The sequence below is a fragment of the Nocardioides sp. NPDC057767 genome (genome assembly GCF_042798275.1).
Classification (GTDB): domain Bacteria; phylum Actinomycetota; class Actinomycetes; order Propionibacteriales; family Nocardioidaceae; genus Nocardioides.
Genome location: NZ_JBHVKJ010000034.1, coordinates 1 through 25,565 on the forward strand (window position 1 = coordinate 1; position 25,565 = coordinate 25,565).

The 25,565-nt window shown below is 70.7% G+C and carries 22 protein-coding genes and 1 pseudogene; 19 read left to right on the forward strand and 4 right to left on the reverse strand.

Going from position 1 to position 25,565, the window contains the following annotated elements; all coding sequences use genetic code 11:
• From ACFVDI_RS17925 to ACFVDI_RS17935, 3 genes and pseudogenes are all read left to right on the forward strand, one after another.
• Positions 1 to 1,808, forward strand: a 1,808-nt coding sequence (locus tag ACFVDI_RS17925) for a beta-galactosidase family protein (protein WP_378907465.1), incomplete at its 5' end; no start/stop codon positions are given.
• Positions 1,809 to 1,893: 85 nt separating this feature from the next.
• A pseudogene (locus tag ACFVDI_RS17930) lies at positions 1,894 to 2,076 on the forward strand (DUF255 domain-containing protein); the annotation flags it as partial.
• A 90-nt stretch (positions 2,077 to 2,166) separates the two neighbouring features.
• The gene (locus ACFVDI_RS17935; protein WP_378907468.1) at positions 2,167 to 3,264 is read left to right on the forward strand and encodes a 2Fe-2S iron-sulfur cluster-binding protein; all 1,098 of its coding nucleotides are present in this window, start codon (positions 2,167 to 2,169) and stop codon (positions 3,262 to 3,264) included.
• A gap of 82 nt (positions 3,265 to 3,346) precedes the next feature.
• Here the strand turns inward: ACFVDI_RS17935 and ACFVDI_RS17940 are convergent, their stop codons facing one another.
• Both ACFVDI_RS17940 and ACFVDI_RS17945 read right to left on the reverse strand, forming a co-directional pair.
• Entirely contained in the window at positions 3,347 to 4,918 is a 1,572-nt protein-coding gene (locus tag ACFVDI_RS17940; protein WP_378907470.1) for an AMP-binding protein, read from the reverse strand.
• Positions 4,918 to 5,841: a 3-oxoacyl-ACP reductase gene (locus tag ACFVDI_RS17945; protein ID WP_378907473.1), complete on the reverse strand. Its 924-nt coding sequence runs from the start codon at positions 5,839 to 5,841 to the stop codon at positions 4,918 to 4,920. The genes ACFVDI_RS17940 and ACFVDI_RS17945 overlap by 1 nt, the downstream gene beginning before the upstream one ends.
• Before the next feature lie 254 nt (positions 5,842 to 6,095).
• Between ACFVDI_RS17945 and ACFVDI_RS17950 the strand changes: the two genes are divergently transcribed.
• The 3 genes from ACFVDI_RS17950 (at position 6,096) to ACFVDI_RS17960 (ending at position 8,539) form a co-directional block, all read left to right on the forward strand.
• On the forward strand, positions 6,096 to 6,878 hold the full coding sequence (locus ACFVDI_RS17950; RefSeq protein ID WP_378907476.1) for an SDR family oxidoreductase: 783 nt from the start codon (positions 6,096 to 6,098) through the stop codon (positions 6,876 to 6,878).
• Entirely contained in the window at positions 6,875 to 7,684 is an 810-nt protein-coding gene (locus ACFVDI_RS17955; protein WP_378907478.1) for a MaoC/PaaZ C-terminal domain-containing protein, read from the forward strand. The genes ACFVDI_RS17950 and ACFVDI_RS17955 overlap by 4 nt, the downstream gene beginning before the upstream one ends.
• Before the next feature lie 93 nt (positions 7,685 to 7,777).
• Positions 7,778 to 8,539 (forward strand): SDR family NAD(P)-dependent oxidoreductase, encoded by a 762-nt coding sequence (locus tag ACFVDI_RS17960; protein WP_378907481.1) that lies wholly within the window; start codon positions 7,778 to 7,780, stop codon positions 8,537 to 8,539.
• 64 nt (positions 8,540 to 8,603) lie between these two features.
• Here ACFVDI_RS17960 and ACFVDI_RS17965 read toward each other — a convergent pair whose 3' ends face one another.
• Together ACFVDI_RS17965 and ACFVDI_RS17970 are read right to left on the reverse strand one after the other, a co-directional pair.
• Positions 8,604 to 9,809, reverse strand: coding sequence for a DegT/DnrJ/EryC1/StrS family aminotransferase (locus tag ACFVDI_RS17965; RefSeq protein ID WP_378907483.1), 1,206 nt, complete (start codon positions 9,807 to 9,809; stop codon positions 8,604 to 8,606).
• A gap of 29 nt (positions 9,810 to 9,838) precedes the next feature.
• Positions 9,839 to 11,959 carry an FAD-dependent oxidoreductase gene (locus ACFVDI_RS17970; protein WP_378907486.1) on the reverse strand — a complete coding sequence of 707 codons (2,121 nt, stop codon included), beginning with the start codon at positions 11,957 to 11,959 and terminating at the stop codon, positions 9,839 to 9,841.
• 126 nt (positions 11,960 to 12,085) lie between these two features.
• On the opposite strand from ACFVDI_RS17970, the gene ACFVDI_RS17975 reads away from it, so the two are divergent.
• From ACFVDI_RS17975 to ACFVDI_RS18035, 13 genes are all read left to right on the forward strand, one after another.
• Positions 12,086 to 13,624: an FAD-dependent oxidoreductase gene (locus ACFVDI_RS17975; RefSeq protein ID WP_378907488.1), complete on the forward strand. Its 1,539-nt coding sequence runs from the start codon at positions 12,086 to 12,088 to the stop codon at positions 13,622 to 13,624.
• Positions 13,625 to 13,731: 107 nt separating this feature from the next.
• Positions 13,732 to 14,298 carry a MaoC family dehydratase N-terminal domain-containing protein gene (locus tag ACFVDI_RS17980; RefSeq protein ID WP_378907491.1) on the forward strand — a complete coding sequence of 189 codons (567 nt, stop codon included), beginning with the start codon at positions 13,732 to 13,734 and terminating at the stop codon, positions 14,296 to 14,298.
• Entirely contained in the window at positions 14,295 to 14,729 is a 435-nt protein-coding gene (locus ACFVDI_RS17985) for a Zn-ribbon domain-containing OB-fold protein (RefSeq protein ID WP_378907494.1), read from the forward strand. The genes ACFVDI_RS17980 and ACFVDI_RS17985 overlap by 4 nt, the downstream gene beginning before the upstream one ends.
• Positions 14,726 to 15,154: a beta-hydroxyacyl-ACP dehydratase gene (locus tag ACFVDI_RS17990; RefSeq protein ID WP_378907496.1), complete on the forward strand. Its 429-nt coding sequence runs from the start codon at positions 14,726 to 14,728 to the stop codon at positions 15,152 to 15,154. Before ACFVDI_RS17985 ends, ACFVDI_RS17990 begins: the two co-directional genes overlap by 4 nt.
• Positions 15,151 to 16,332: a lipid-transfer protein gene (locus ACFVDI_RS17995; protein ID WP_378907498.1), complete on the forward strand. Its 1,182-nt coding sequence runs from the start codon at positions 15,151 to 15,153 to the stop codon at positions 16,330 to 16,332. The genes ACFVDI_RS17990 and ACFVDI_RS17995 overlap by 4 nt, the downstream gene beginning before the upstream one ends.
• 14 nt (positions 16,333 to 16,346) lie before the next feature.
• On the forward strand, positions 16,347 to 17,192 hold the full coding sequence (locus ACFVDI_RS18000; RefSeq protein ID WP_378907499.1) for an SDR family NAD(P)-dependent oxidoreductase: 846 nt from the start codon (positions 16,347 to 16,349) through the stop codon (positions 17,190 to 17,192).
• Positions 17,189 to 18,316, forward strand: a complete 1,128-nt coding sequence (locus ACFVDI_RS18005) for a steroid 3-ketoacyl-CoA thiolase (RefSeq protein ID WP_378907500.1) — start codon at positions 17,189 to 17,191, stop codon at positions 18,314 to 18,316. The genes ACFVDI_RS18000 and ACFVDI_RS18005 overlap by 4 nt, the downstream gene beginning before the upstream one ends.
• 1 nt (position 18,317) lies before the next feature.
• Positions 18,318 to 20,543, forward strand: coding sequence for an acyl-CoA dehydrogenase (locus ACFVDI_RS18010; RefSeq protein ID WP_378907501.1), 2,226 nt, complete (start codon positions 18,318 to 18,320; stop codon positions 20,541 to 20,543).
• A 31-nt stretch (positions 20,544 to 20,574) separates the two neighbouring features.
• Complete coding sequence (locus ACFVDI_RS18015; protein ID WP_378907503.1) at positions 20,575 to 21,798, forward strand: acyl-CoA dehydrogenase family protein; 1,224 nt, start codon at positions 20,575 to 20,577, stop codon at positions 21,796 to 21,798.
• Between the two features lies 1 nt (position 21,799).
• Positions 21,800 to 22,939: an acyl-CoA dehydrogenase family protein gene (locus tag ACFVDI_RS18020; RefSeq protein ID WP_378907505.1), complete on the forward strand. Its 1,140-nt coding sequence runs from the start codon at positions 21,800 to 21,802 to the stop codon at positions 22,937 to 22,939.
• 23 nt (positions 22,940 to 22,962) lie between these two features.
• A complete protein-coding gene (locus ACFVDI_RS18025) occupies positions 22,963 to 24,099 on the forward strand; it encodes a steroid 3-ketoacyl-CoA thiolase (protein ID WP_378907507.1) in 1,137 nt (378 codons plus the stop codon).
• A gap of 5 nt (positions 24,100 to 24,104) precedes the next feature.
• Complete coding sequence (locus ACFVDI_RS18030; protein ID WP_378907509.1) at positions 24,105 to 24,728, forward strand: PaaI family thioesterase; 624 nt, start codon at positions 24,105 to 24,107, stop codon at positions 24,726 to 24,728.
• Positions 24,713 to 25,537 (forward strand): SDR family NAD(P)-dependent oxidoreductase, encoded by an 825-nt coding sequence (locus ACFVDI_RS18035; RefSeq protein WP_378907511.1) that lies wholly within the window; start codon positions 24,713 to 24,715, stop codon positions 25,535 to 25,537. Before ACFVDI_RS18030 ends, ACFVDI_RS18035 begins: the two co-directional genes overlap by 16 nt.
• Positions 25,538 to 25,565: the final 28 nt, after the last annotated feature.

Below are 25,565 nucleotides of genomic sequence, written 5' to 3' on the forward strand. Positions count from 1 at the left end.
CAGCCGCCGCACCTCGCGGAGCGGCGGCTGTCGGTCCCTTGCGAGAGGCAGGCATGCCCGAGTTCACGATCGGCGAGTCCGACTTCCTTCTCGACGGTGAGCCGTTCCGGATCCTCTCCGGCGCGCTGCACTACTTCCGGGTCCACCCCGACCACTGGGCGGACCGGATCGAGAAGGCCAGGCTGATGGGCCTCAACACCATCGAGACCTACGTGCCGTGGAACGCGCACAGCCCCCGCCCGGGCGTCTTCGACACCGACGGCATCCTGGACCTGCCGCGGTTCCTGCGCCTGGTGGGGGAGGCCGGTCTGCACGCGATCGTGCGTCCGGGGCCGTTCATCTGTGCGGAGTGGGACAACGGCGGGCTGCCGCCCTGGCTGTTCCGGGAGCCGGGCGTCGGCATCCGCCGCCACGAGCCACGCTTCCTCGACGCGGTCGAGAAGTATCTCCGCCAGGTCCTGGGGCTCGTACGCCCGCACCAGGTCGACCTCGGCGGACCCGTGCTGCTGGTCCAGGTGGAGAACGAGTACGGCGCCTACGGTGACGACAGGGCCTACCTGCAGGCCGTCGCGGACATCATCCGTGGCTCCGGTATCGGCGTGCCGCTGGTCACCGTGGACCAGCCCGTCGATGCCATGCTCGCCGCCGGCGGACTCGACGGGGTGCTGCGTACCAGCTCCTTCGGGTCGGACAGCGTGAACCGCTTGCGCACCCTCCGCGACCACCAGCCGACCGGGCCGCTGATGTGCATGGAGTTCTGGGACGGCTGGTTCGACCACTGGGGAGGCATCCACCACACCACCGCCGTCGAGCAGGCCGCCGAGGAGCTCGACGTCTTGCTCGCCGCCGGCGCCTCGGTCAACGTCTACATGTTCCACGGCGGCACGAACTTCGGCCTGACCAGCGGGGCCAACGACAAGGGGATCTACCGGCCGACGGTGACCTCCTACGACTACGACGCGCCCCTGGACGAGGCCGGGAACCCCACCGCGAAGTACTTCGCGTTCCGCGACGTCATCGCCCGCTACGCCCCGGTTCCTCCCGAGACGCCTGACGTCGCAGGTCCCGCCCCTGAGCAGACGGTGGCGTTGGGCGAGCCGGTGCGCCTGATCGAGGATCCCGCTGCGTGGGGCTCCTGGAGTCGTTGGGAGTCGCTCCCCGTGCTGGACGAGCTGGAGACGGACACCCGTCTGGCCGTCTACCGGACCGAGCTGTCGGGCGATGGCCCGGCCGTCCTCGCCCTCGGCGAGGTACGAGACCGGGCAGCCGTCTTCCTCGACGGCGCCCCGGTCGGCATCCTCGAGCGGGAGCACCACGAGCGGGCGATCGCGCTCCCGCGCGGGCGCGGCCGGCTGGAGCTGGTCGTCGAGGACCAGGGCCGGGTCAACTACGGCGTCCGCATCGGCGAGCACAAGGGCCTGGTCGGGCCGGCTCTGCTCGACGGGGTGCCGCTCACGGACTGGGAGGTCCTGGCCATCGACCTCGACCGGGTGCCGCGCCTGTGGGAGACCGTCCCCTCCTCCGGCCGGGGCGCCGGGGTCGGGCCCACCGCCTGGCGCGCACTCTTCTCGGCCGAGCCCGACGTCGACCTCTTCCTCGACACCTCCGCCTGGGGCAAGGGCATCGCCTGGGTCAACGGCTTCTGCCTGGGGCGCTACTGGCGCCGCGGGCCCCAGCACACCCTCTTCGTTCCCGGCCCCGTGCTGCGCCCCGACCGCAACGAGCTCGTCGTGCTGGAGCTGGACGTGCTCGCCGATCCGACGGCCCGGTTCGTCGCCGGGCCGTCCCTGGGGCCGCTCGAGGACTGAGCCCCGCATGGGCCTGCGGGATCATGGACCCATGAACCGACTTGGCGCCGCGACGAGCCCGTACCTCAAGTAGCACAAGGACAATCCGGTCGACCAGCGGGAGTGGTCGCCCGAGGCGTTCGCCGAAGCGCGCGAACGCAACGTGCCGGTGCTGCTCTCGGTCGGCTACGTCGCCTGTCACCGCGCCAGGACGTGCTTCCGGTGGGCGGGAGATGCCCGCTGCTCCCCGCGGATCGTAACTAGCATCGAACCATCTTTCGGGCAGTGACGCCCCGACTGGTGCGTACGACCACTTGCCCGACCGGGACCCGATGCGCCCGCCTGCACCACTCAGCTCAGACTCACTAGGGGAGGATCCTTGGACGCGGAGTCCTTCGTGCTGGATGTCGTTGACATCGTCGAGGAGACGGAGCATGCGAAGTCGATCAGCTTTGCCGTGCCTGAGGGCGCCGAGGAGAGGTTCGCCTACCGGCCCGGCCAGTTCCTGACCGTCGCCGTGCCGAGCGACACCACTGGTATCGCGGCGCGCTGCTACTCGTTGTCGAGCAGCCCGCACGACGGTGGGCCTCTCACGATCACGGTGAAACGCACCGTCGATGGCTATGCGTCGAACTGGATCTGCGACAACCTCGAGATCGGCGACACCCTGCGGGTGCTTCCACCGTCGGGCGTCTTCACTCCGGCGTCGCTCGACCGCGATCTGTTGCTGTTCGCCGGAGGGTCGGGCGTGACTCCGATCATGTCGATCACCCGCGCCGCCCTGTCCGGGGGGATGGCGCGGATCGTGGTCTTCTATGCCAACCGTGACGAGGATTCGGTCATCTTCGCCGAGGAGCTTTCTGAGCTGTCGGCCACGAACCCCGGTCGGCTGCAGGTGGTCCACTGGCTGGAGTCGGTCCAGGGCATACCGACGCCCGAACAGATGAAGGCATTCGCTTCGCAATATCTCTCGTTCACGGCGTTCGTATGCGGCCCAGCGCCGTTCATGAGCATGGTCGCGAGAACGCTCAAGGAGCTCGAGTTCCCGCGGGAGCGTCGGCACCAGGAGAAGTTCGTGTCGCTTGAGGGGAACCCGTTCGGAGACTTGGCGCAACTGCAGTCGGTCGAGCGGGAGATCGCACTCGCCGACTCGGGCGAGGACGGTGCTGCTGCGGACCTGTTCGCCGACGCACCGGCAGGCCCGGTCAAGCTCGAGGTCGACCTCGACGGTGATGAACACATCTTCGACGATTGGAACCCGCGAACCACGCTGCTCGCCTTTCTCGAGAGCAAGGGGGTGAAGGCGCCGTACTCCTGCCGTGAGGGCGAGTGCTCCGCCTGCGCGATCCGATTGCTCGAGGGCGACGTGAACATGCTCCACAACGACGTGCTCGACGAGGAGGACCTCGCGGACGGGATTCGGCTGGGTTGCCAATCGGTGCCGGCCACCGAGAAGGTGAAGATCACCTACGGCTGAGAAAGCTCTCGGGCCGTCGCGTGCAGTTCGCTCACGCGACGGCCCGGTCGAGGTGACCTACGCCTGATCCGCTCGTTCGGCCTCAGAGGTCCTGCTTGAGGATCTTCCCGCTCGCGTTGCGCGGGAAATCCTCGACCACAGCGAAGGTCCGCGGAACCTTGAAGTTCGCCAACCGTTGCCGGCAGTACGCCGTCAGACCGGGTGCATCGAGCAGTGCCCCTGCCCGGAGCCGTAGATGGGCGCAGCTGACATTGCCCATCCGCTCGTCCTCGATGCCGACGACTGCTGCCTCGATCACATCGGGGTGGCTGGTCAGGACGTTCTCGACCTCGGCCGGGTAGACGTTGAAGCCGCCAACGGTGAACATGTCCTTGATCCGGTCGGTGATCTTCAGACAGCCGTGCTCGTCGAGCCGTCCGACGTCGCCGGTGTGCAACCACCCGTCTCCGTCGATCGCGTCGGCGGTGGCTTCGGAATCCTCGAAGTAGCCGAGCATCACGTTCTCGCCGCGCAGCCAGACCTCCCCGTCGACGCCGACCGCTACCTGTGCGCCAGTCTGGTCGACCACCCGTACCTCGATTCCCGGGACGGCGGGGCCGGTGGTATCGGCGACGTGACGAGGGTCCTCGTGGGGTCGGGACTGGGTGGCGACGAGGCACTCGGTGAGGCCATAGGCCTGGCCGACCTGGTCGAATCCGAGCACGTCGAGCATCTGCTCGAAGAGTGTCTCGGGGACGGTGGCCGCCCCGGCGATCGCGAACCGCAGCGAGGACAGATCGAAGTCGGCCCGACGCGGATGGTTGATCAGGGTGATGAAGATCGTGGGCGGCCCCGGAAGAACCGTGATCCGCTCGCGTTCCACCTGAGCCATCAGCGCCTCGGGGTCGAACGTGATGACCGGGTGGATGGCAGCGCCTGCCGACAGAGCGGCAATGATCCCTGCCTTGTAGCCGAAACCGTGGAAGAACGGGTTCACGATCGCGTACCGGTCGGACTCGCTGAGCCCAGCGCCCTGCGCCCAGATCTGGGCAACACCCAGCGTCTGCCGGTGGGCGCTCATCACACCCTTGGGTACCCCCGTCGTACCCGAGGTGAACATCAGGTCGCACATCGTGTCAGGAGTGAGTGTGGCCTCGGCCGCTGCCAGGTCCTCGGCGGTGATCTGCTCGGCATCGGCCATGAAGTCCTCCCAGCCCGTGACTCCGTCGACTGTGCCGCCATCGAGGTCGACGATCGTGCGAAGGTGTGGAAGGTCGGGCGTGGTCCCGGTCGCGGACTCTCGCAGCATCGACAGATAGTCGTTGCCGAGAAAGCCGTTCGCGACGACCAATGACACTGCACGTGACCGCTCGAGAATGGTCCGTGCTTCCTGGCCGCGGTATCGCGTGTTCAGCGGCACGAGGACCGCGCCGGCCAGTTGAGCTCCCAGCATCGCGAGGATGAACTCGGACCGGTTGGGCGCCCAGATCGCCACGCGGTCACCGGGGCGCACCCCGGTGGCGAGGTGGGCGCGGGCGGTACGGCGTACGTCGTCAGCGAGTTCGGCGTAGGTCCAGGTGCGCGCGCCCTCGACGAGGGCCAAGCGATCGCCGAAGTTTCGTTCGCCCTCGTCGATCAGCTCGGAGATGGTGCGTGGGGTGGAGGCAGGTGTCATCAGCCGGCGATGTTCTCGATGCCGGTGGTGTCCAGCTTCGCCACGCTGAACGCGGCGTACGTCTGGCTCGGCGAGCGTCCCTGGAAGTACGGCGTCAGCTGGGCGTCGAGCTCGTCGACCGTGAATGTGCCGTCGGCCGCGACGAACTTGTTCTCGACCGTCGGCGCGGCCATCAGAGCTACCATGTCGCCGTACACCACGAAGACCTGGCCGCTGATGCTGGCAGCAGCGGGGGAGCAGAGGTACCCGACGAACGAGGCGACCCGCTCCGGCGCGAGGATGTCGAGACGCTGGGTGTCGGCGTCCTCGGCGAAGACTTGGGCGGTCATGTCCGTGCGGGCGCGAGGACAGATTGCGTTGACGGTCACGCCGTAGCGCTCCAGGCCGCGCGAGGTAGACAGAGTCAGCGCCACGATGCCAGCCTTGGCCGCAGCGTAGTTCGACTGTCCGGCCGCGCCGAACAGGAACGCCTCGGAGGCTGTATTGACGATCCGCCCGAAAACCGGGCCACCAGCGGCCTTCGAGGCCGATCGGAAGTAGGCGGCGGCGGCGCGCGAGACGGCGGCGTGGCCCTTGAGATGGACCTGGATCACGTCGTCCCACTGCTTCTCGGACATGTTGAAGAGCATCGTGTCGCGCGTGATGCCGGCGTTGTTGACGACGATGTCGAGAGCGCCGAAGGTGTCGACGGCGGCGTCGACGAGCTGCTGACCCGTCGCCCAGGTGCCTACGTCGCCCTTGACGGCCGTCGCCCTGCCGCCCAGCGACTCGATCTCGGCGACGGCCTGGTCGGCCGCGTCGCCCATGTCGTTGACGACCACGTTCGCGCCCAGCGCGCCCAGTGCCAGCGCTTCGGCCCGCCCGAGACCGGCACCCGCGCCGGTGACGATGGCGGTACGGCCGGTGAGGTCGGTGTTGCCCACGATTCGCTCCTTCGGTTGGTCCGGGCCGCCCGGTTCGAGCCCGTCGGCCCCGGCGACGATAGGTAGGTCGCCGACGAGTGCGCGATGGCCTCTCCCACTCACCGGGTGCTCCGGCCCGGTGAGCGGGAGAGCGGTTCGACCGGTGTCAAGCGCCTCAGCAGGATGCAGCTCAGATGCGGGACAGCGGACCGCTGTCCTCCCGGGCCGCGTCGCGATGAAGGACCACGACTCCGGCCTCGAACGAAGGGAACTCCATGGCGTACAAGATCGACATGACCGATCAGGTGGTGTTGGTGACCGGCGGTGCCAAGGGCGTCGGGGACGGCATCGTGCAGGTCTACCTGGAGGCCGGTGCCACGGTGGAGATCTGTGGCCGCAGCACGCCCATGCGGCTGCGTGAGGTCGACGGTCGGACGCCGCACTTCTCGCCGGTCGACGTACGTGAGGCCGACCAGGTCAAGGGGTGGGTCGATGACATCGGCCGCCGCCGAGGGAGGATCGACGTCGTCCTCAACAACGCGGGCGGTGCGCCGTACTCAGCGTTCAGCACCGCCTCGCCGCGGTTCCATGCCAAGGTCAACGACCTCAACTTCATGTCGGCGGCGTACGTCGCTCTGGCCGCCCACCCGCACTTGGTCGAGTCCCACGGCTCGATGGTCAACATCACCTCCATCTCCGCCCGCAGACCCAGCCCGGGAACCGCGGTGTACGGCGCGGCGAAGGCTGCGCTGGAGAGTCTGACCACGAGTCTCGCAGTCGAATGGGCGCCCGAGGTTCGAGTGAACGCCGTGAGCTCTGGCCTGGTCGAGACGCCAGGATCGGCTGACCACTACGGTGACGCCGCGCAGGTCGCACGGGTCGCCGCCACCATTCCTCGGGGCGTCTTCGCCTCGCCACCGGACATAGGACGGGCATGCCTGTTCCTCTCGTCAGATTGGGCGCGCCACGTCACCGGTGCGGTGCTCAACGTCGATGGAGGTGGCGAATGGCCAGCCTTCCTCCAGCACACCCCCAATCGCGACGAGGTGCGCTCGTGAAAGCCCTCCCTGGAGCCGGTGCGAGCGCCGGCGACTGGCTCGGAGCGACAGTCGGCGAGCGTACGGTCGCCTGGTCAGATCGTGACCCGATCCTCTTCGCGCTCGCCGTCGGTGCGCGGCCCGATGAGCTCGACCTGGTCTTCGAGGACCGGCTGAGGGTGCTCCCCGGCTTCGCTCTCACGCTTGCCCAATGGGCTCCGGACGTACTCGGCTCGGCCGGAGCCTGGGACACGAGCACCGCGTTGCACGGCGCTCAGGCGTTGACGGTCCTGGAGCCGCTCCCGGCCACCGGAGAGATCACGATGACAGCGCGAGTCACCGGCGTCTGGGACAAGGGCGCGGCAGCCGTCTACGACCTCGCCGTCGAGAGCGACTTCTTCGTCGCCACGTGGTCGTTGTTCGCTCCCGGACGCGGCGGGTTCGGTGGCGATCGAGGCCCTGGTCGCGCCATCGCGCCGGAAGGCGATCCGGCGTGGAGCGCCCACTTCACAACAGGTGACAACGCGGCCTTGCTCTATCGGCTGCTCGGAGACCGTCACCACATCCATGTCGACCCGGCAGCGGCAGCGGCCATCGACCAGCCACGTCCGATCCTGCACGGACTCGCCACCTTGTCGGCCGCGTCACTCGTCGCCGCGCGGGAGACCGACGTCCACCCAGCCGACCTGACACAGCTCGGGGGGCGTTTCGCCTCGGCCGTCTTCCCGGGCGAGGCGCTGGTCGTCCGCGGCTGGGAAGACGGTGCGCTGGAGGTTGCCACCGAGCGTGGGCCGGCCATCACCTCGGCACGGGCGGTGTTCGGCTGATTCCGCTGAGCAGGAGCGCCCGGGCCGAACCCGGCACCACCCGCCATCATGACCGCGGGATCGTGCCGCGCGGTCCGTGATGAGGAGGGTGAGATGGGTTCGCTGACGGGGCAGGTCGCGCTGGTGACCGGAGCCGGGCAAGGAGTCGGGCAGGGCATCGCACTGGCGCTGGCGACCGAGGGCGCTGACGTCGCCGTGGTCGGCCGTACGGCCACCAAGCTCGAGAAGACCTGCGAATTGCTGCGCGACCGTGGTGTGCGCGCCGAGCCGTTCGTCTGCGACATCGTCGAGACCGGCACGATCCCGGCCACGGTCGCCCATGTGGTCGAGACGATGGGTGGTGTCGACATCCTGGTCAACAACGCCTACTCCGGCGCCTACGGCCCGCTGCTCACGATCGACGACGACGCCGTCGAGCGGAGCTTTGCGTCGGGCCCGTTCGCGACGCTGGCCTTCATGAAGGCCTGCCACCCGCACTTCGTCACCCGCGGGGGCGGCCACATCGTCAACCTGGTCACCTCCGCCATGGTGCGCTGGGATCCGACGACGTACGGCGTCTACGCCGCCGCCAAGCAGGCCGTCCGTGCGCTCACCCGGACGGCGGCCGTCGAGTGGGCCCGAGACGGCATCCGGGCGAACAGTATCGCGCCGCACGCACTCTCACCCGGGCTGAAGTGGTGGACCGAGCAGAACCCCGAGGAGGCGGCGGAGTTCGTCGCCGCCATCCCCATGGGCCGGATCGGGGACTGCGAGCAGGACATCGGCCGCGCCGTCGTCGCCCTGGTGGGCAGCGACCTTCGCTACCTCACGGGCGCGACGATCCCACTCGATGGCGGCCAGGCGTTCTTCGGTTGATCCTCGACGGCAACAAGACTGTGCCGCCCCTACCTCAGGTGGGGGGCGGCACAGTCGTCTCAGGTCACGCCCAGCGGGCGGCGTATCGGTGGATCGCGTCGGTGACCCGCTCGACGTGGACGTCGGTGAGACCGTGGCTCATCCCGAGGCTCATGCCGCGCTCGAAGACCGCGTCGGCGTTGGGCAGCCCGTCCTCAGGGAGCCGGTGGTCGATGCCGGCCATCATCGGGTGGCGGGTCACGTTGCCGCTCCACACGGTGCGGGTGTCGATGCCGTCGGCCTCGATCGCCTCCTGCAGGTCGCTGCGGGAGAACGGCGCGTCGGCGTTGACGAGCACCGGGTAGCACAGCCAGGCGGTGTCGAGATCGGGAAGCTCGACGGGGGTGGTGAAGAGCTCCGGATACGCCCCGAAAGCGGCCGTGTAGGCCGCGAAGGTCTTCTTGCGGCGTTCGTAGTTGGCGGCGAGCTTGTTCAGCTGGACGACCCCGTAGGCGGCGCCCAGCTCGGAGGGCTCGAAGTTCCACGCCAGAGTGTCGAAGATGAAGTCGTTGTCGTAGTCGACCCCGTCGAGCTGCTCGCGGAAGACCCGGTTGCCGCCGTTCCCGAACAGGTTGGGCTCCGAGCGGCGGCCCCAGCGACGCAGCAGCAGCGCCTTGTCGCGGTCGGCGACGTCGTCGGTCATCACCATGCCGCCGGTCCCGGCGCAGGTGATGATGTGGGCCATCGCAAAGCTGGTGCAGCTGTAGTCGGCCCGGGCTCCGGTCGGGGTGCCGCGCAGGGTCGCGCCAAGCGCGTCGCAGGTGTCCTCGATGACCTTGAGACCGTGCCGGTCGGCGATGTCGCGGACGACGTCCCAGTCGGGTGCGTTGCCGGCCAGGTTCGGTAGCAGGATCGCGCCGGTTCGCTCGGTGACCAGCCCTTCGATCTTGGCCGCGTCGGCGTTGAACGTGGCCGGCTCGACGTCGACGAAGACCGGCACCAGGTCGGCGCGCGCCAGCGGGGCCACGTCGGTCGAGAAGGTGAGCGGCGAGGTGATGACCTCGCTGCCCGCGGGCAGGCCGAGCAGCTCGACGGCGACGTAGAGCGCCGAGGAACCGGAGTTGCACATCACGCCGTACGCCTTGCCGCTCAGCTCGGCGACGCGCGTCTCCATCTCGGCGACGGACGGACCGATCCGCAGGCCCTGGTGACCCCGGTTCAAGACGTCGAGGACGGCCTGGATCTCTTCTTCCCCGTGCGTTGCTCGGGCGTAGGTGATGCGTTCGGTCATGTAGGTCTCCTCGTCAGTTGGGATGGGTCTCACAGGTCGCGGGCGACTCGCCAGGCCGAGTGGATGGCGCCCTGGATGTAGCCGACCTCCCCGGCGTCGCCGACGACGTGGACCTCCAGGCCGCGGGCGTGGAGGTCGTCCGCCAGCGGTGCGCCGGACTCGACGTAGGACGCCACCACGACGAGGTCGGCGCGGACGACGGCGAGCTCGTCGCCGACCCGGTAGTGCACCTGAGTCGGGGTGATCTCGACGACCTCGGCGTCGCGATGGATCGTCACGCCGTGCTCGGTGGCCTTGCGGACGGCGGTCCAACGGCGCGGGATCGCCATCGGCAGCCCGGCCTGGGAGCCGTGCTCGAGGACGGTGACGTTCTTGCGGCGCTCGGCGAGGAACTCGGCGAGCTCGAGGCCGACGAGCGTGCCGCCGATGACGACGACGTCCTTGCCGATCGGCAGCACCTTGCGGGTCAGCTCCCGGATCCGGTCCGGGTCACGGGTCAGCCCGCTCAGCCGGCCGGCCTTGCCGAGCAGGCGCAGCGTACGGCTGCCGGAGTCGGCCTCGCCGGTGATCAGGCCGCGCAGGCTATCGCCGGTGTGGACGTGAGGGAGGTCTGCGCCGCGGACCGAGGGGACGCCGCGGTGGGCGCCGGTCGCGAGGACGACGGTGTCGGGGGCGAGCGCTGCTATCGCGGCGGCGTCGACGGCCTCGCCGAGGCGTACGCCAACACCGAGGCGCGCGACCTCGTGCTCCAGCCAGGCCAGCAGAGGACCGTTTGCGGGGGTGGTGAGCTGGGAGAACCAGGCCGAGCCGCCCAGCCGGTCGCCCCTCTCCACGAGGGTGACCCGGTGTCCGCGCTCGGCGGCCACCCGGGCGGCCTCCATGCCTCCGGGTCCGCCGCCGACCACGACGACGTGGCGTCGCGCGGCGAGCGTCGGGAAGGGCAGCAGCGTCTCGTTGCCGAGGGCCGGGTTGACCGCGCAGACCGGGACGCCGTCCCAGAAGTTCTGCTCGACGCAGACGTAGCAGTTGATGCATGGGCGCACCTGTGCTGCCCGGCCGTCGCGCAGCTTGCCGACCAGCTCGGGGTCGGCCAGCAGTTGGCGGCCCATCGCCACGAAGTCGGCGCCGCCACTGGCGATCAGCTCCTCGCCGACGGCCGGGAGCACCCGACCGACCGCGATCACCGGGATGGTGACGGCGTCCTTCACGGCGCGGGCCAGGTCGACGTACGCCCCGACCTGGTTGGGCAACGGGCCGTCGGTGAAGTCGCGGAACGGGTTGCGGGCCCAGCCGGTCACATGGATCGCGTCGGCGCCGGCTTTCTCGAACAGGCGGGCCGCGGCGCCGGCCTCCTCGGTGGTGAGCGAACCCTCCTCGCCGTACTCCTTGCCGGCGACGCGGACCAGGATCGCCAGGCTGTCGCCGACCTCGGCGCGCACGGCGCGGATGACCTCGCAGGCGAGCCGGGCGCGGTTCTCCAGCGAGCCACCCCATCGGTCGGTGCGGCGGTTGTCGGCGCGGCTGAGGAAGGTGCCGAGCACGTAGCCGTGGGCGGCATGGATCTCGAACGCGTCGGCGCCCGCCTGCTGAACCCGACGGGCGGCATCGGCGAACTGGCCGATCAGCCAGCCGATGTCCTCCTCGGTCGCCTCGTGGAAGGTCGGCGTCTTGCCCTCGGAGACTGCGGTCGCCATCGCGCCCAGCTCGGTCGGAGTGTTGTCGCGCAGAGCGGACATGTCGCGCTCATCGACCGGCACCGAGGGCACGAAGAGCGGACGCCCGTCGGCGGTGTCGACCTTCGACATCTTGCCGTGATGGGTCGCCTGGACGCAGAGTTTCGCGCCGCTGTGGTGGACGGCGTCCGCCAGCGCGCGCAGGCCCGGGATGAACCTGTCGTCGGAGAGACCGGGCTCCTTTCGGCTGGTCGCACCGATCGGGTACGCGACGGCGGCCGCCGAGGTGATCACCAGGCCGGTGCCGCCGGCGGCGCGGGCGGCGTAGTGGGCGATGTCCCCGGCCTCGATGACGCCCTCGTCGCAGAGGTTCATGTCCATCGCGGGCATCACCACGCGGTTGGCGAGGCTCATCGGGCCGATCGCTCCGGGGCTCAGCAGATGCTTGAAGGTCGGGTTGTCTGGCGAGGTCTGCACTTGGGCAGCGTGCCGCTCTTCCGGATCGTTGGCGTCGCCCGCGCCCGCTGATCGGGAGATGGGGCTCGGCGAATCGCGTGCGGGCGCGACAGTGGCGGGGATCATCCCCCCGAGCCTGGAGGTTTCATGACAGCCCAGCACGACCAGACTTACGACGAGAGCTACGACGTGGTCGTGGTCGGCTCAGGTGCCGGAGCCATGGCTGCCGCGGTGACCGCTGCCCGGAACGGTCTCAGCACGGTGGTGCTGGAGAAGTCGGCGCTCCTGGGAGGCACTTCGGCCTATTCCGGTGCCGCGGCCTGGCTGCCGGGCAACGACGCCACCCGCCGGGCCGGGTCGGCGGACTCGACCGAGTCGGGGAGGGCGTACCTGCGGGCGTTGCTGGGCGAGAACGAGCTGGACCGCCAGGAGGCGTTCCTCGAGGCGGCTCCGGCCGTGGTGGCCGAGCTCGAGGCCGAGCCGGCGATCGAGTTGGCCGCGCAGGCCTTTCCCGACTACTTCGAGGCGCCCGGACGGGTCCCGGGCGGTCGCTCGATCGTGCCGCGTCCGCTGGCGCAGGATCTGCTGCCAGCTGGTCTGGCCGAGCTCATACGTCCCGCCGTCGACCGCGATCGCGCCGGCCTCGGCCACGATCCCGACCAGCCGCTGGTCGGCGGTCGCGCGCTGATCGGACGGATGCTGCACGCCCTCCACGACAACGGCGGGACCGTGCGGACCGAGATGCCGATGACGGAGCTGATCACGACCGACGGCCGGGTGAGCGGCGTGGTCGTCTCGACCGTGGACATGCCGCGCCGCATCGCCGCGACGCGTGGGGTCCTGCTCGGCAGCGGCGGGTTCGAGCGCAACCAGGTCCTGCGGACGAAGTACGCCGTCCCGGGGGCTGCCGAGTGGGCGATGGCGCCGGCCGGCACCAACACGGGCGAGCCGATCGCGGCCGCCGTGGCGGTCGGCGCGACCACCGAGCTGATGCACGAGGGCTGGTGGTGCCCGGGCCTGGCCACCCCCGACGGCCAGGCCGCGTTCACCCTCGGCTTCCGCGGCGGCGTCATCGTCGACCAGCACGGCCGCCGGTTCGCGAACGAGTCGCTGCCCTACGACCAGATGGGCCGCCGGCTCTCCGCCGAACCCGACCGCATCCCGGCCTGGTTCGTCTTCGACTCGCGCTCGGGCGGTCTCGCGCCGGCGATCACGATGCCGGCTGCGCCGGCCGAGGAGCACCTTGCCGCGGGAACCTGGGTCCGGGCCGACTCGCTCGCCTCGCTCGCTTCGAGCACCGGCCTCCCGGCGGATGCGCTTCAGGAGACCGTCGCCCGGTTCAATCGTTTCGCCACAGCCGGTGTCGATGCGGACTTCGGTCGTGGTGAGGACGAGTACGACCGGTTCTTCGCCGTCGGCGAGGGACCCAACGCGGCGCTCGTCCCGCTCGACCAGCCGCCGTTCCACGCCGCCAGGATGGTGCTCGCGGACCTCGGTACCAAGGGCGGGTTACGCACCGACGTGGACGCCCGGGTGCTGGGCGCCGACGACCGCCCTGTCGAGGGGCTCTACGCCACCGGCAACGCGAGCGCCTCGCTCTCAGGGCCCTGCTACCCCGGTCCGGGCGTGCCTATCGGGACGGCGATGGCATTCGGCTGGCGCGCGGTCCAGGACATGTTGCGCTGACGCGAAGGCGTACGTCCGCTGGGCGGGAGGACACCTCGCGCCGATCGGCAGTGAGACACATCATGGACCAAGCGCTTGCTCAATTACGCCCAGGTGGAGGACGATCGATGGAAGAGCTCGAGGCCCGATTCGGGCAGTTCGTCGGCGAGGTGGCCGAACCGCCCCGGGTGTCGCGGTACGCCGTCAACGAGGCGATGATCCGTAACTGGGTCGAGGCCCACGACGACCTCAACCCTGTCTACGTCGACGTCGACGCCGCCCGCGCCACCGGCCGCGAGGACGTCATCTGCCCGCCGGCGATGGTCACGACCTGGGTGATGCAGGGCTACCGTCGCTGGCGTCAGGTCCAGGCGCTGCGTGCCGACGGGGTGCAGGAGGACCACGCGTACTCCAGGCTCCTCGCCCTCCTCGACGAGCACGGCTTCACGTCCGTGGTTGCGACCGCCCAGGAGCAGGAGTACGTCCGCGAGATGACCCCCGGGACCCGGTTGACCTGCCACTTCGCCATCGAGGACATCTCGCCGATCAAGCGCACCGGCCTCGGCAACGGCTGCTTCATCACCCTGCGCAAGCGCTACCTCGACCAGGAGGACCAGCTCCTCGTGGACGAGAAGTTCGTGATCCTCCGCTTCGACCCCACCACCAAGGACGCCCCGAAGGAGCCCGCAGCATGACCGCCGACGCACCTCAGGAGCGGCGTACGGCCGTCCCCGGCCTGACCGTCACCCAGGACAACGAGTTCTTCTTCGCCGCGGCCCGCGAGGGACGCCTGGAGATCCAGCGGTGCAGCGACTGCCAGACCCTGCGGCACCCGCCGTCGCCGTCGTGCGCATCGTGCCGCTCGTTCGCGTGGGACACGGTGACCGCGGGCGGCCGGTGCAGGCTGCACAGCTGGACCGTGATCCACCACCCGCAGGACCCCGCGTTCACCTACCCGCTGGCGGTCGGGCTCGTGGACCTCGAGGAGGGCACCCGCCTGGTCGCCGACATCAGCGGCGTCGACCACGCCGACCTGCGTCCGGGCCTGGAGCTCGAGGTCGGGTTCGCCGAGCACGCCCACGGCGAGATGCTGCCGCAGCTGCGTCCGGCCGGAGGTGCCGAGTGAGCCTCGACCTCGCGACCGTGGTAGTCGGTGACGACCTGCCCGAGCTGGTCCTGCCGCTGGACCGGACCACCATCGTGGCCACCGCGATCGCCAGTCAGGACTTCGAGGACGTCCACCATGACCCGGCCAAGGCCAACGACCGCGGTACGCCCGACATCTTCATGTCGATCAACTCCACCAACGGCTTCCTGGATCGCTACGTGACCGACCTGTTCGGTCCGGCGACCCGGATCCGCAAGGTCGCATTGCGACTCGGCGTACCCAACTTCCCCGGCGACACGATGACGTTCTCCGGCGAGGTCACCGAGGTCACCGCCACCGCGGTCGTGCTGAAGATCGCCGGTCGCAACGCCCGCGGTGCCCACGTCACCGCCGCCGTCACCCTTGACCAGCCTCTCGACCAGCCCAACGGAGGAAACCAGTGAGCAGCAACTTCTCCGGCGGCGCCGCGATCGCCGGTATCGGCGCGACCGAGTTCTCCAAGAAGTCCGGACGCAGCGAGTGGCAGCTGGCCTGCGAGTCGGTGCTCGCGGCGCTCGAGGACGCCCAGATCGACGTCGAAGAGGTCGACGGGTTCGCGCTGTTCACCATGGAGACCAACCCGGAGATCGCGGTCGCCCGTGCCCTCGGTATCCCGGAGCTGAAGTTCTTCAGCCGGATCCCGCACGGAGGTGGCGGCGCCTGCGCCCCGGTCCAGCAGGCCGCCCTCGCGGTCACTTCGGGCGTCGCCGACGTCGTCGTGGTCTACCGCGCGTTCAACGAGCGCTCCGGGCACCGCTTCGGCCAGGGCCCACCACCGTTCGCCTACACCGCGAACACCGACCAGGAGTACCGCAACTGGATCAACCCCTACGGCCTGCTCACGCCGGCCCAGCAGGAGGCGTTCCTGGCGCGGCTCTACATGGAGAAGTACGGCGCGACCAGCGCAGACTTCGGCCAGATCTCTGTGCTCTCCCGCAAGCACGCCGCGAACAACCCGAAGGCGTGGTTCTACGAGCGACCGATCACCATCGAGGACCACCAGGAGTCCCGGCTGATCGCCGACCCGCTGCGCCTGCTCGACTGCTGTCAGGAGAGCGACGGCGGCCAGGCGCTGGTCATCGTCAGCGCCGAGCGTGCTCGCGACCTCCCGCACCCGCCGGCCATCATCACCGGCGCCGCGCAGGGCGTCGGCCCGCAGCAGATCTCGATGAGCAGCTACTACCGAGACGATATCGACAAGATGCCCGAGGTGGAGCTGGTCGCCCGGCAGCTGTGGCATCAGGCCGGCATCGGCCCCGACGACATCGACGCCGCGATCCTCTACGACGCGTTCACCCCGATGGTGCTGCTGCAGCTGGAGGAGTACGGCTTCTGTGGCCGTGGTGAGGCCCGGCACTTCATCGCCGACGGCAACCTCGAGGTCGACGGCCGGCTGCCGGTCAACACCAACGGCGGGCAGCTCGGCGAGGGCTACATCCACGGTGTCAACGGGATCGCCGAGGGTGTGCGCCTGATCAGGGGGACCTCGGTCAACCAGCCCACCAAGACGCTCGACAACGTGCTGGTGACCGGCGGCTCGCCGGTCCCGCACTCGGCGATCGTCCTGTCCGCGGACCGCTGAGGGAGGACCTCGTCATGAAGCGACTCGACCGCCGCCGTGCCCTGGTGACCGGTGCCAGCCGGGGCATCGGTGCCGGCATCGCCGAACGCCTCGCCGCCGAGGGCGCCGACGTCGTAATCGTCGCCCGCACCGCCGAGCCCGGTGGCAGCCACCTCGGCGGCAGCCTCGCGGAGACGGCGCAGCGGGTCGCGGCGTACGGCACCCGGGTTGAGTCGTACGCCGCCGATCTCGCCGACGAGCTCAGCCGGGCCACGATCGTGCCGGCCGCCGAGGAGCTTCTCGGCGGGCCGGTCGACATCCTGGTCAACAATGCGGCGGCCGCGATCTATCAGCCGCTGGCCGACTTCCCGCTGCGCCGTCGCCGGGTGACCTTCGAGGCCAACGTGCACGCGCCGCTCGACCTGATCCAGGCAGTGCTTCCGGGCATGCGGACTGCGGGGGAGGGTTGGATCGTCAACGTCTCCAGCGCGTCCGCCCGCCACGTCGACGGCCCGCCGTTCGAGCTGGTCGAGCCTGGCACCGACCTCGCGGTGTACGCCGCCTCGAAGGCCGCTCTCAACCGGATCACCAACGGGCTCGGGGCCGAGCTGTTCGGCACCGGGATCCGGGTCAACACGATCCAGCCGCGCGCCGCCGTCCTCAGCGAGGGCGCGGCCCTGCTGGTCGGCGACACCATCCGTCCCGACCAGGTCGAGTCACTGGAAGAGATGGTCGAAGGCGTGCTCGCGCTGTGCCACTGCCCGGCGGACGTCACCGGCCGCATCACCGTGAGCCGCGACCTGATCCACGACCTGGACCTCACCGTCCACGGCCTCGACGGCCGCCCGCTGCCCACCCCGCTCGAAGGAGCCACCGCATGAACCCCGTGATCGTCGACGCTGCCAGAACCCCGTTCGGAAAGCGCGAGGGCTGGCTCTCCGGCGTCCACGCCGCCGAGCTGTTGGGTTACGCCCAGCGCGGCGTCCTCGACCGCACCGGCGTCGACCCCACGCTGGTCGAGCAGGCCATCGGCGGATGCGTCACCCCGATCGGCGAGCAGTTCGGGAACATCACCAGGACGTCCTGGGTGCACGCCAAGCTGCCGACGGCGACCGGCACCACGACGATCGACGCGCAGTGCGGCACCGCCGCCCAGGCGGTCAGCCTGGTGGCCGGGCAGATCGCGATCGGCTCGCTCGAGGTCGGTATCGCCTGCGGCGTCGAGCTGATGTCGCGGGTGCCGCTGACGTACAAGGTCGGCAAGGGGCTGGGCACCCCTCGGCCGGAGAGCTGGTCGGTGACGAACCCGGACCAGTACACCGCAGCCGACCGGATCGCGGTGCGCCGTGGCTTCGACCGCGAGGACCTCGATGCCTTCGGCGTACGTTCCCAAGAACGCGCTGCCGCGGCCTGGGACGCCGGGGTGTTCGACGGCCAGATCGTCCCCGTCGCGACCCCGGACGGCGGCCAGGTCGTCCGTGACCAGGGCCTGCGCGAGTCCACGTTGGAAGGCCTGGCCCGCCTGAAACCGGTCAAGGAAGGTGGCCTCCACACCGCGGGCTCGTCCTCGCAGGTCTCCGACGGTGCCAGCGCCGCGCTGCTGATGTCCGAGCAGCGGGCCGGTGACCTGGGTCTGAAACCGAAGGCGCGGCTGCTCAACCAGTGCGTGATGGGCGGGGACCTGGAGTACATGCTCGACGCCCCGATCGAGGCTGCCGCCAAGGTGCTGGCCCGGGCCGGGATGACGATCGGCGACGTTGACGTCTTCGAGGTCAACGAGGCCTTCGCCGCGGTGCCGATGTCCTTCGCACGGGTCCACGGCGTCGACGCGGACCGGCTCAATCCCAACGGCGGTGCCATCGCCCTCGGCCACCCTGCCGGGGCCACCGGCATCCGGCTGATCGCCACCGCCCTCGCCGAGCTCGAGCGCCGCGACGCCAGCATCGCCATGGTTGCGATCTGCGCCTCGGCCGCCACCACGTGCCTCCTCCTGGAACGGCTCTGACATGCCTCTCGCCATCACCGACGACCACCGCGACCTGGCCGACTCCGTCGCCGCCTGGGCCCGCCGGACCGCCCCGATCGAGGCGATCCGCGCCCAGCTCGAAGACCTCGCCGCCGGCAAGCGCCCCGACGCCTGGGACGCGCTGGTGCGGCAGGGTCTGCACGCCATCCACCTCCCCGAGGAGGAGGGTGGCGCCGGGGCCGGTCTGATGGAGCTCGCCGTCGTCGCCGAGCAGCTCGGCCGCGCCCTGCACCCCGGACCGTTCCTGGCCACCGTCCGGGCCAGCGGCGCCGTCGCCGCGGCCCCGGCCGGCCTGGTCCGGTCCTGGCTGCTGGAGCGTTTCGCCGAAGGTGCCACCGGCGCGCTGGTCGACGGAGCGGGCATCACGGCCAAGGCGTACGACGGGGGCTGGGCCCTCTCCGGCAGAAGTCTGCCCGTGCTCGGACTGCCTGGAGCCGAGATCGTCGTGGTCCGCGCGGCCACGGTCACCGGGAAGACGGTCTGGTGTTCGTTGACGCCCGCCGCCGGCGAGGTCCTCGTCGAGCCTGCCACCGACCTGACCCGCCCGGTCGGCCGGCTGGTCCTCGACGACCACCAGGTCGAGGCGAGCGCGGTACTGCCCGGGCCGAGCTACGACAGCGTCGACCTGATCACCGCCGCGCTGCTGGCCGCCGACGCGGCCGGGGTGGCCCGCTGGTTCGTCGACACGATCGTGGAGTACGCCGGCACCCGCCAGCAGTTCGGCGTCCCGGTCGGCAGCTTCCAGGCCGTGCAGCACAAGATCGCGTTGATGCTGGTCAGGGCTGAGATGATCGGCGCCGCGGCCTGGGACGCCGCGCGGGCCGCCGCCGACACTCCGGACCAGCAGCGGCTCGCCGCCGCACAGGTGGGGCTGACCGCTCTGCCCGCCGCGGTCGACGTGGCTCGGGAGGGGGTCTTGCTCTTCGGTGGCATCGGCTTCACCTGGGAGCACGACGCCCACCTCTACTGGCGCCGGGCGATCAGCCTGGCTGCCGTCCTCGGGGATGAGAGCCGGTGGGCGGCCCGGCTCGGCGAGGTGGCGCTCGAGACCGAGCGCGACTTCGGCTTCGTGGCCGAGGACGCGCTGCCCGAGCTGCGAGCCGAGCTGGCCACGATCCTCGATGTCGTGCTGGAACTGCCAGACGACGGCGTACCTGCCTCCGGGTGGGCGCCGTCGCGGGGCGGTCGTCGTCAGGAGCATCTCGCTGACGCACGCTTGGTGGCCCCGCACTATCCGGCGCCGTGGGGGCGGGCGGCCGGGCCGGAGGAGCAAGCCGTCATCGCCCAGGAGTTCGCCCGCCGGGCGCTCGCGCAGCCCTCGACGGTGATCGGCGAGTGGGTACTGCCCACCCTGCTCGTGCACGGCACGACCGAGCAGCAGCAGCGCTTCGTCGACCTGACCCTGCGCGGCGAGATCTTCTGGTGTCAGCTCTTCTCCGAGCCCGGCGCCGGCTCCGACCTCGCCGCCCTGTCCACCCGGGCACGCAAGGTCGAGGGCGGCTGGGTGATCAGCGGCCAGAAGGTGTGGAACTCGATGGCCGCCGAAGCCGACTGGGGGGTCTGCCTGGCGCGCACCGACCCCGACGTCTCCAAGCACGCCGGCATCTCCTACTTTCTGATCGACATGCGCAGCCAGGGCATCGACGTACGTCCGCTGCGCCAGGCGACCGGTCTCTCGGAGTTCAACGAGGTCTTCCTCGACGACGTCTTCGTGCCCGACGACTGCCTGGTCGCCGAGCCCGGCGCCGGCTGGCGGCTGGCCGTCACCACGCTCGCCAACGAGCGGCTCAGCATGGGCGCGCGGCTCAGCCACGGCTCCAGCGACCTGGTGCGCTCCGTGCTCGCCTCTGGCGCTCACGAAGCCGACAGGGATGCCGTCGTCGAGGTGCTCGGCCGCTGCGTCGGCCGGGAGATGGCACTCTCCGCGCTCAACCTGCGCTCCGTCCTTGCCCGGATCGACGGCCTCGAGCTCGGTGCCGAGATCAGTGTGCAGAAGGTCTGCAACGCGATCGCGCAGCGCGACAACTCCCGCGACCTGCTCCGCGTGCTGGGCCGGCACGCGCTGATCGCCGTGCCCCCGACCGGCAAGCACACCGACGACCCCGTCATCGACCACATCGGCCTGCCCGCCGTGCTCGTCGGCGGCGGCACCCTCGAGATCCAGCTCAACGTCATCGCCCACCGGGTGCTCCGGCTCCCGCGCTGACACCCATCACCGACTGCAAGGAACCGCGACCATGTACCCCGAGCTCTCCGACAGCTCCAAGGCCCTGCGCGCCGAGCTGCGCGCCTACTTCGCCGCCACCATCAACGACGAGGACCGCGCGGCGCTGGCCGAGCAGACCGAGGGCGGCCCAGTGTTCGACCGGGTCCTGCGCCAGATGGGCAAGGACGGCTGGCTCGGCCTCGGCTTCCCGACCGAGTACGGCGGCCGCGGCGAGGACCCTGAGGCTCTCTACGTCTTCTACGACGAGGCGTTGCGCGCCGGCGCCCCGCTCTCGCTGGTCACCCTCAACACCGTCGCGCCGACGCTCATGAAGCACGGCTCGCAGGAGCAGAAGGACTTCTTCCTCCCCAAGATCCTGCTCGGCGAGCTGATGTTCGCGATCGGCTATACCGAGCCCGGCGCCGGGACCGACCTGGCCAGCCTGCAGACCCGCGCCCGGATCGACGGCGACGAACTGGTCATCAACGGCAACAAGATCTTCACCAGTGCCGGCGTCTACGCCGACTGGGTCTGGCTCGCGGTCCGCACCGACCCCGACGCGCCGCGCCACCAGGGCATCTCCGTCGTGCTCGTACCGACCTCCAGCCCCGGCTTCTCGGTCACCGAGATCCACACCGTGGGCGGGATCAGCACCTCGGCGACCTACTACGAGGACGTACGCGTCCCGCTGAGCAACGTCGTCGGCGGGCTCAACCAGGGCTGGAGGCTGATGACCAGCCAGCTCAACCACGAGCGGGTCGCGTTGGCCGCCCGCGGTGGCATCGCCAACCAGATGTACGACGCGGTGCTGGCATGGGCGCAGGCTGAGAAGTTGGGAGCCGGGACCCTCTACGACGTTCCTTGGGTGCGCAGCGCGCTGGCCGAGACGTACGCGCTGCTCAGCGCGGCCGACCTGATGAATCTGCGCCTGGTCTCCGACGTCGCCGCCAACACGCTCGGACCAGGCGACTCCGCCGCGGCCAAGATCTTCGGCACCGAGGCGGTCGTGACGGCTTACGGCCGGCTGCAACAGGTGCTCGGCGCCGCCGGCCTGCTCCGCCAGGGCTCGCCGGGTGCCGCGATCGAGGGCCGGGTCGAGTCGCTCGGCCGGCGTGCCCAGAACAACACCTTCGGCGGCGGCACCAACGAGGTGATGCGTGAGATCGTCGCGGCCAAGACGCTGGCCATGACGCTCGGCGCCCGCCGCAAGGAGACCCCGCAGGCCCCCACGACCGACGAGAAGAACGGGAACTGAGATGGACTTCGACCTCACCGAGGACCACGCCGAGGTCCGCGACCTCGCCGCGCAGATCCTGGGCGACCTCACCCAGGTGGAGCGCGTCGTCGACGTCGAGCGCAACCATGGTGGCTTCGACGCGAAGCTGTGGGAGACCCTCGCCTCCTCCGGCCTGATCGGCATCGCCGTGCCCGAGGACAAGGGCGGCGCCGGGCTCGGCATGGGCGGCCTGGTCGCCCTGTTGGAGCAGCAGGGGCGCCACGTCGCGCCCGTGCCGCTGTGGTCGGTCGTCGCCGGTGCGGCCCTGCCACTTGCCGAGTTCGGGTCGCCCACCCAGGTCGAGCGCTGGCTCGGCCCGGTCGTCGAGGGCACGCAGATCGTGACCGGAGCCTTCGACGCCGCCCCCGGCCAGGTCGCTCGGCTGACCGGGCTCCGGGTCGACGGCGGGCTGCGGGTGACCGGTGAGCTGCCGCAGGTGCCGGCCGCGCCGGTGGCGGCAGCGGCGGTCGTGCCGGTGGTGGTTGAGGACGGCGGCTTCCGGGTCGCGGTCGTCCCGTTCGACCGGGCCGGGGTCACGGTGGTCCAGGTCGCGACGACCAGCAACGAGAGCGCTGGAGCGGTCACCTTCGAGGACGTCGCGCTCACCGAGGACGACCTACTCCCCGCCGACGGGGCGACGGTCGCCGCCTGGACCCGGCGCCGGCTGCGGATCGCGCTCGCCGCAGTCGCGCTCGGCGTCTGCGAAGAGGACCTGCGGATCACCGCCGCCTACACCTCCGAACGGGTGCAGTTCGGTCGGCCGCTGTCGACCAACCAGGCTGTCGCGGTCCGCGCCGCCGACGCCTACCTCGACACCGAGGCGATCCGGCTCACCACGCTCAAGGCCGCCTGGCTGCTCGACAACCCTGACCAGGGCGGAGAGGAGGCGGCCGAGTCCGCGAGCCTGGTCGCCAAGTGGTGGGCCTCGGTCGGCGGCCTGCGGGTCGTGCTCGCCGGGCAGCACCTGCACGGCGGCATCGGCGCGGACATCGACTACCCGATCCATCGTTATTTCCTGTGGGGCCGCCAAGTCGCTTTCTCGCTCGGCAGCGGCGACGCGATCGCCGCGGAGCTCGGGGACGTACTGCCCACCGCGCCGCGCATCGGCGCGCCCGCCTGACCCCGACGCCACCAGGAGATCCCATGTCCCAGCCCGTCATCGTCGACGCGATCCGCACGCCGTACGGTCGCCGCGGAGGTGTCCTGTCCGGTCTGCACGCGGTCGACCTGCTCGGCCGTGCCCAGCGCGGCATCCTCGAGCGCACCGGCGTCGACCCCGCCGCCGTCGACGAGGTCATCGGTGGTTGCGTCACCCAGGCCGGGGAGCAGTCCGGCAACGTCGTCCGCTTCGGCTGGCTGCACGCCGGCCTGCCGGAGGAGGTCGGCTCGACCACCCTCGATGCCCAGTGCGGATCGGCCCAGCAGGCGGTCCACCTGGTCGCGGCGCAGATCGCCGCCGGGTTCGTCGACTCCGGCATCGCCTGCGGTGTCGAGGCCATGTCCCGGGTGCCGCTGCTCGCCAACCTCGGTGACGGCACGGTCGGCCGGCCCCGGCCCGACGACTGGACCATCGACCTGCCCGCCCAGTACGAGGCCGCCGACCGCATCGCGGAGCGCCGGGGTCTGACCCGGGAGGATCTCGACGCCTTCGGCCTGGCCTCGCAGCAGCGCGCCCGCGAGGCGTGGGACGAGGGCCGGTTCGCCCATCAGGTGATCGAGGTGAAGCTGGCCGACGGCACCGTCGTCTCACGGGACCAGGGTCTGCGCGAGACCAGCCTCGAGGCCCTCGCCCGGCTGGCGGCCATCCGCGAGGGTGGCCTGCACACCGCCGGAACCGCCTCCCAGATCTCCGACGGCGCGACCGCCGCGCTGCTGATGTCGGAGGAGCGGGCACGTGCCGAGGGCCTGCGTCCCCGCGGCCGGATCGTCGCTCAGACCCTGCTCGGCGCCGAGCCGCAGTTCCTCCTCGACGGCCCGGTCCGGGCAGGGGAGAAGCTGCTGGAGCGGACCGGGATGAGCATCAGCGACATCGACCTCTTCGAGGTCAACGAGGCTTTCGCCGCGGTGCCGCTCTCGTTCGCCCGCGTGCACGGCGTCGACCTCGACAAGCTCAACGTCAACGGCGGCGCGATCGCCCTCGGCCATCCGGTCGGCTCGACCGGCGTACGCCTGATCGCGACCGCGCTCGACGAGCTCGAGCGCCGCGACCGGCAGTTCGCGATGGTCGCGATCTGTGCCGGCGGTGCCCAGGTCACCGGCGCGATCATCGAGCGGATCTGACGCCCATGACCCTCGCCCCGGAGCACCCCGAGGATCTCGTCGAGGAGGTCGCCGCGCTGGCGGCGGCCACCCGCCGGCTGATGCTGGCCGCGGCCACCACTGACCTCGACGCCGACGAGCTGCGCGCCGCCCGGACCCGGATGGACGTGCTCACCGACGACCTCGGCCGCAGCCGCCGCTCCCGGGTCCTGCGCGCCGACTTCCACGCCCCGGCGCGAGCCCGCTCGGCCGGGCCGGACCGGCCGTTGCCGATCTTCCGGTTCAACCCGCAGGCGCTGCCGCTGTCAGTCCACTTCGACGGGGACACGGCGCGCGCGAGGACTGTTCCGAACGCGCTCTACGAAGGACCGCCGGACGCCGTGCACGGCGGGTTCCTCGCCCACCTGATGGACTGCATGCTCGGCACCCTCGTACAGACCACCGGGCGGAGGGCGGTCACCGCGACCCTCGACATGAGATATCTCGCCCGCACCCCGCTCGACCTCCCCGTCGACCTCGGGGCGCGGATCGTGGCGATCTCCGGCCGCAAGATCGTCGCCGAGTCCTGGGTCGAAGTCGACGAGGAGCGCACCGTCGAGGCGACCGGCCTGTTCGTCGAGCTCGAGGAGATCTCATGGGCTACGAGCTGACCGGCCTCGCGGGCAAGGTTGCGGTCGTCACCGGCGCCGGCCGGATGCGCTCGATCGGTCGGGCGCTGGCCGTCGAGCTCGCCCGGGCCGGCTGCGACGTGGTCGTCACCGGCACCGGGCGTCGTCCCGAGGACCGGCCCGCCGACGAGTTCGCCGCTGGCTGGCGCGACATCGAGTCCGTCGCCGACGAGGTCCGCGCGCTCGGTCGCCGGGCGCTGACGGTCGTGTGCGACATCGCCGTCCCCGAGGACGTACGCCTTCTGCTGGATCGAACGCTGACCGAGCTCGGCCGGGTGGACGTCGTCGTCAACAACGCCGCGGCATCGCGCGGACAGGACCGGGTCCCGCTCACGGACCTGCCGGTCGAAGCCTTCGACCGGGTGATGGCGGTCAACCTGCGGGGCACGTTCCTGATGACGCAGACCTTCGGGCGCCACCTGATCGCCCATGGCGAGGGCGGCAGCATCATCAACATCTCCTCGATCGGCGGGAAGCTGAGCGGCGCCGGGACCGGTGCGTACTCGGCCTCGAAGGCGGCGGTGCAGTCGCTGACGTCGTCGGCCGCCAAGGAGTTGGGCAGCCACGGGATCCGGGTCAACGCGGTATGCCCGGGCGTGACCGACACCGGGCGGCTCGACGACCAGGATCCGGAGACCTGGCGCGCCTACGTACGCGCCAACCTGCCCCTCGGCAGGAGCGGAGAACCCGGGGAGGTCGCGGCGGCGGTGGTCTTCCTCGCCAGCGACCAGGCCGCGTGGGTCACCGGGCAGGCGTGGAACGTCGACGGCGGACAGCTGACGATCAGGTGAGCACGATGCTCGAGACAGAGGACCGAAG

What these genes read in the sequence shown, in the direction of transcription:
- ACFVDI_RS17980 (WP_378907491.1), top strand. Translation starts at nt 13,732, where the DNA reads ATGGAAGAGCTCGAGGCCCGATTCGGGCAGTTCGTCGGCGAGGTGGCC.
- ACFVDI_RS17965 (WP_378907483.1), bottom strand. Translation starts at nt 9,809, where the DNA reads ATGACCGAACGCATCACCTACGCCCGAGCAACGCACGGGGAAGAAGAG.
- ACFVDI_RS17940 (WP_378907470.1), bottom strand. Translation starts at nt 4,918, where the DNA reads ATGACACCTGCCTCCACCCCACGCACCATCTCCGAGCTGATCGACGAG.
- ACFVDI_RS18010 (WP_378907501.1), top strand. Translation starts at nt 18,318, where the DNA reads ATGCCTCTCGCCATCACCGACGACCACCGCGACCTGGCCGACTCCGTC.
- ACFVDI_RS18000 (WP_378907499.1), top strand. Translation starts at nt 16,347, where the DNA reads ATGAAGCGACTCGACCGCCGCCGTGCCCTGGTGACCGGTGCCAGCCGG.
- ACFVDI_RS17950 (WP_378907476.1), top strand. Translation starts at nt 6,096, where the DNA reads ATGGCGTACAAGATCGACATGACCGATCAGGTGGTGTTGGTGACCGGC.
- ACFVDI_RS17975 (WP_378907488.1), top strand. Translation starts at nt 12,086, where the DNA reads ATGACAGCCCAGCACGACCAGACTTACGACGAGAGCTACGACGTGGTC.
- ACFVDI_RS17960 (WP_378907481.1), top strand. Translation starts at nt 7,778, where the DNA reads ATGGGTTCGCTGACGGGGCAGGTCGCGCTGGTGACCGGAGCCGGGCAA.
- ACFVDI_RS18015 (WP_378907503.1), top strand. Translation starts at nt 20,575, where the DNA reads ATGTACCCCGAGCTCTCCGACAGCTCCAAGGCCCTGCGCGCCGAGCTG.
- ACFVDI_RS18030 (WP_378907509.1), top strand. Translation starts at nt 24,105, where the DNA reads ATGACCCTCGCCCCGGAGCACCCCGAGGATCTCGTCGAGGAGGTCGCC.
- ACFVDI_RS18035 (WP_378907511.1), top strand. Translation starts at nt 24,713, where the DNA reads ATGGGCTACGAGCTGACCGGCCTCGCGGGCAAGGTTGCGGTCGTCACC.
- ACFVDI_RS18020 (WP_378907505.1), top strand. Translation starts at nt 21,800, where the DNA reads ATGGACTTCGACCTCACCGAGGACCACGCCGAGGTCCGCGACCTCGCC.
- ACFVDI_RS18025 (WP_378907507.1), top strand. Translation starts at nt 22,963, where the DNA reads ATGTCCCAGCCCGTCATCGTCGACGCGATCCGCACGCCGTACGGTCGC.
- ACFVDI_RS18005 (WP_378907500.1), top strand. Translation starts at nt 17,189, where the DNA reads ATGAACCCCGTGATCGTCGACGCTGCCAGAACCCCGTTCGGAAAGCGC.
- ACFVDI_RS17985 (WP_378907494.1), top strand. Translation starts at nt 14,295, where the DNA reads ATGACCGCCGACGCACCTCAGGAGCGGCGTACGGCCGTCCCCGGCCTG.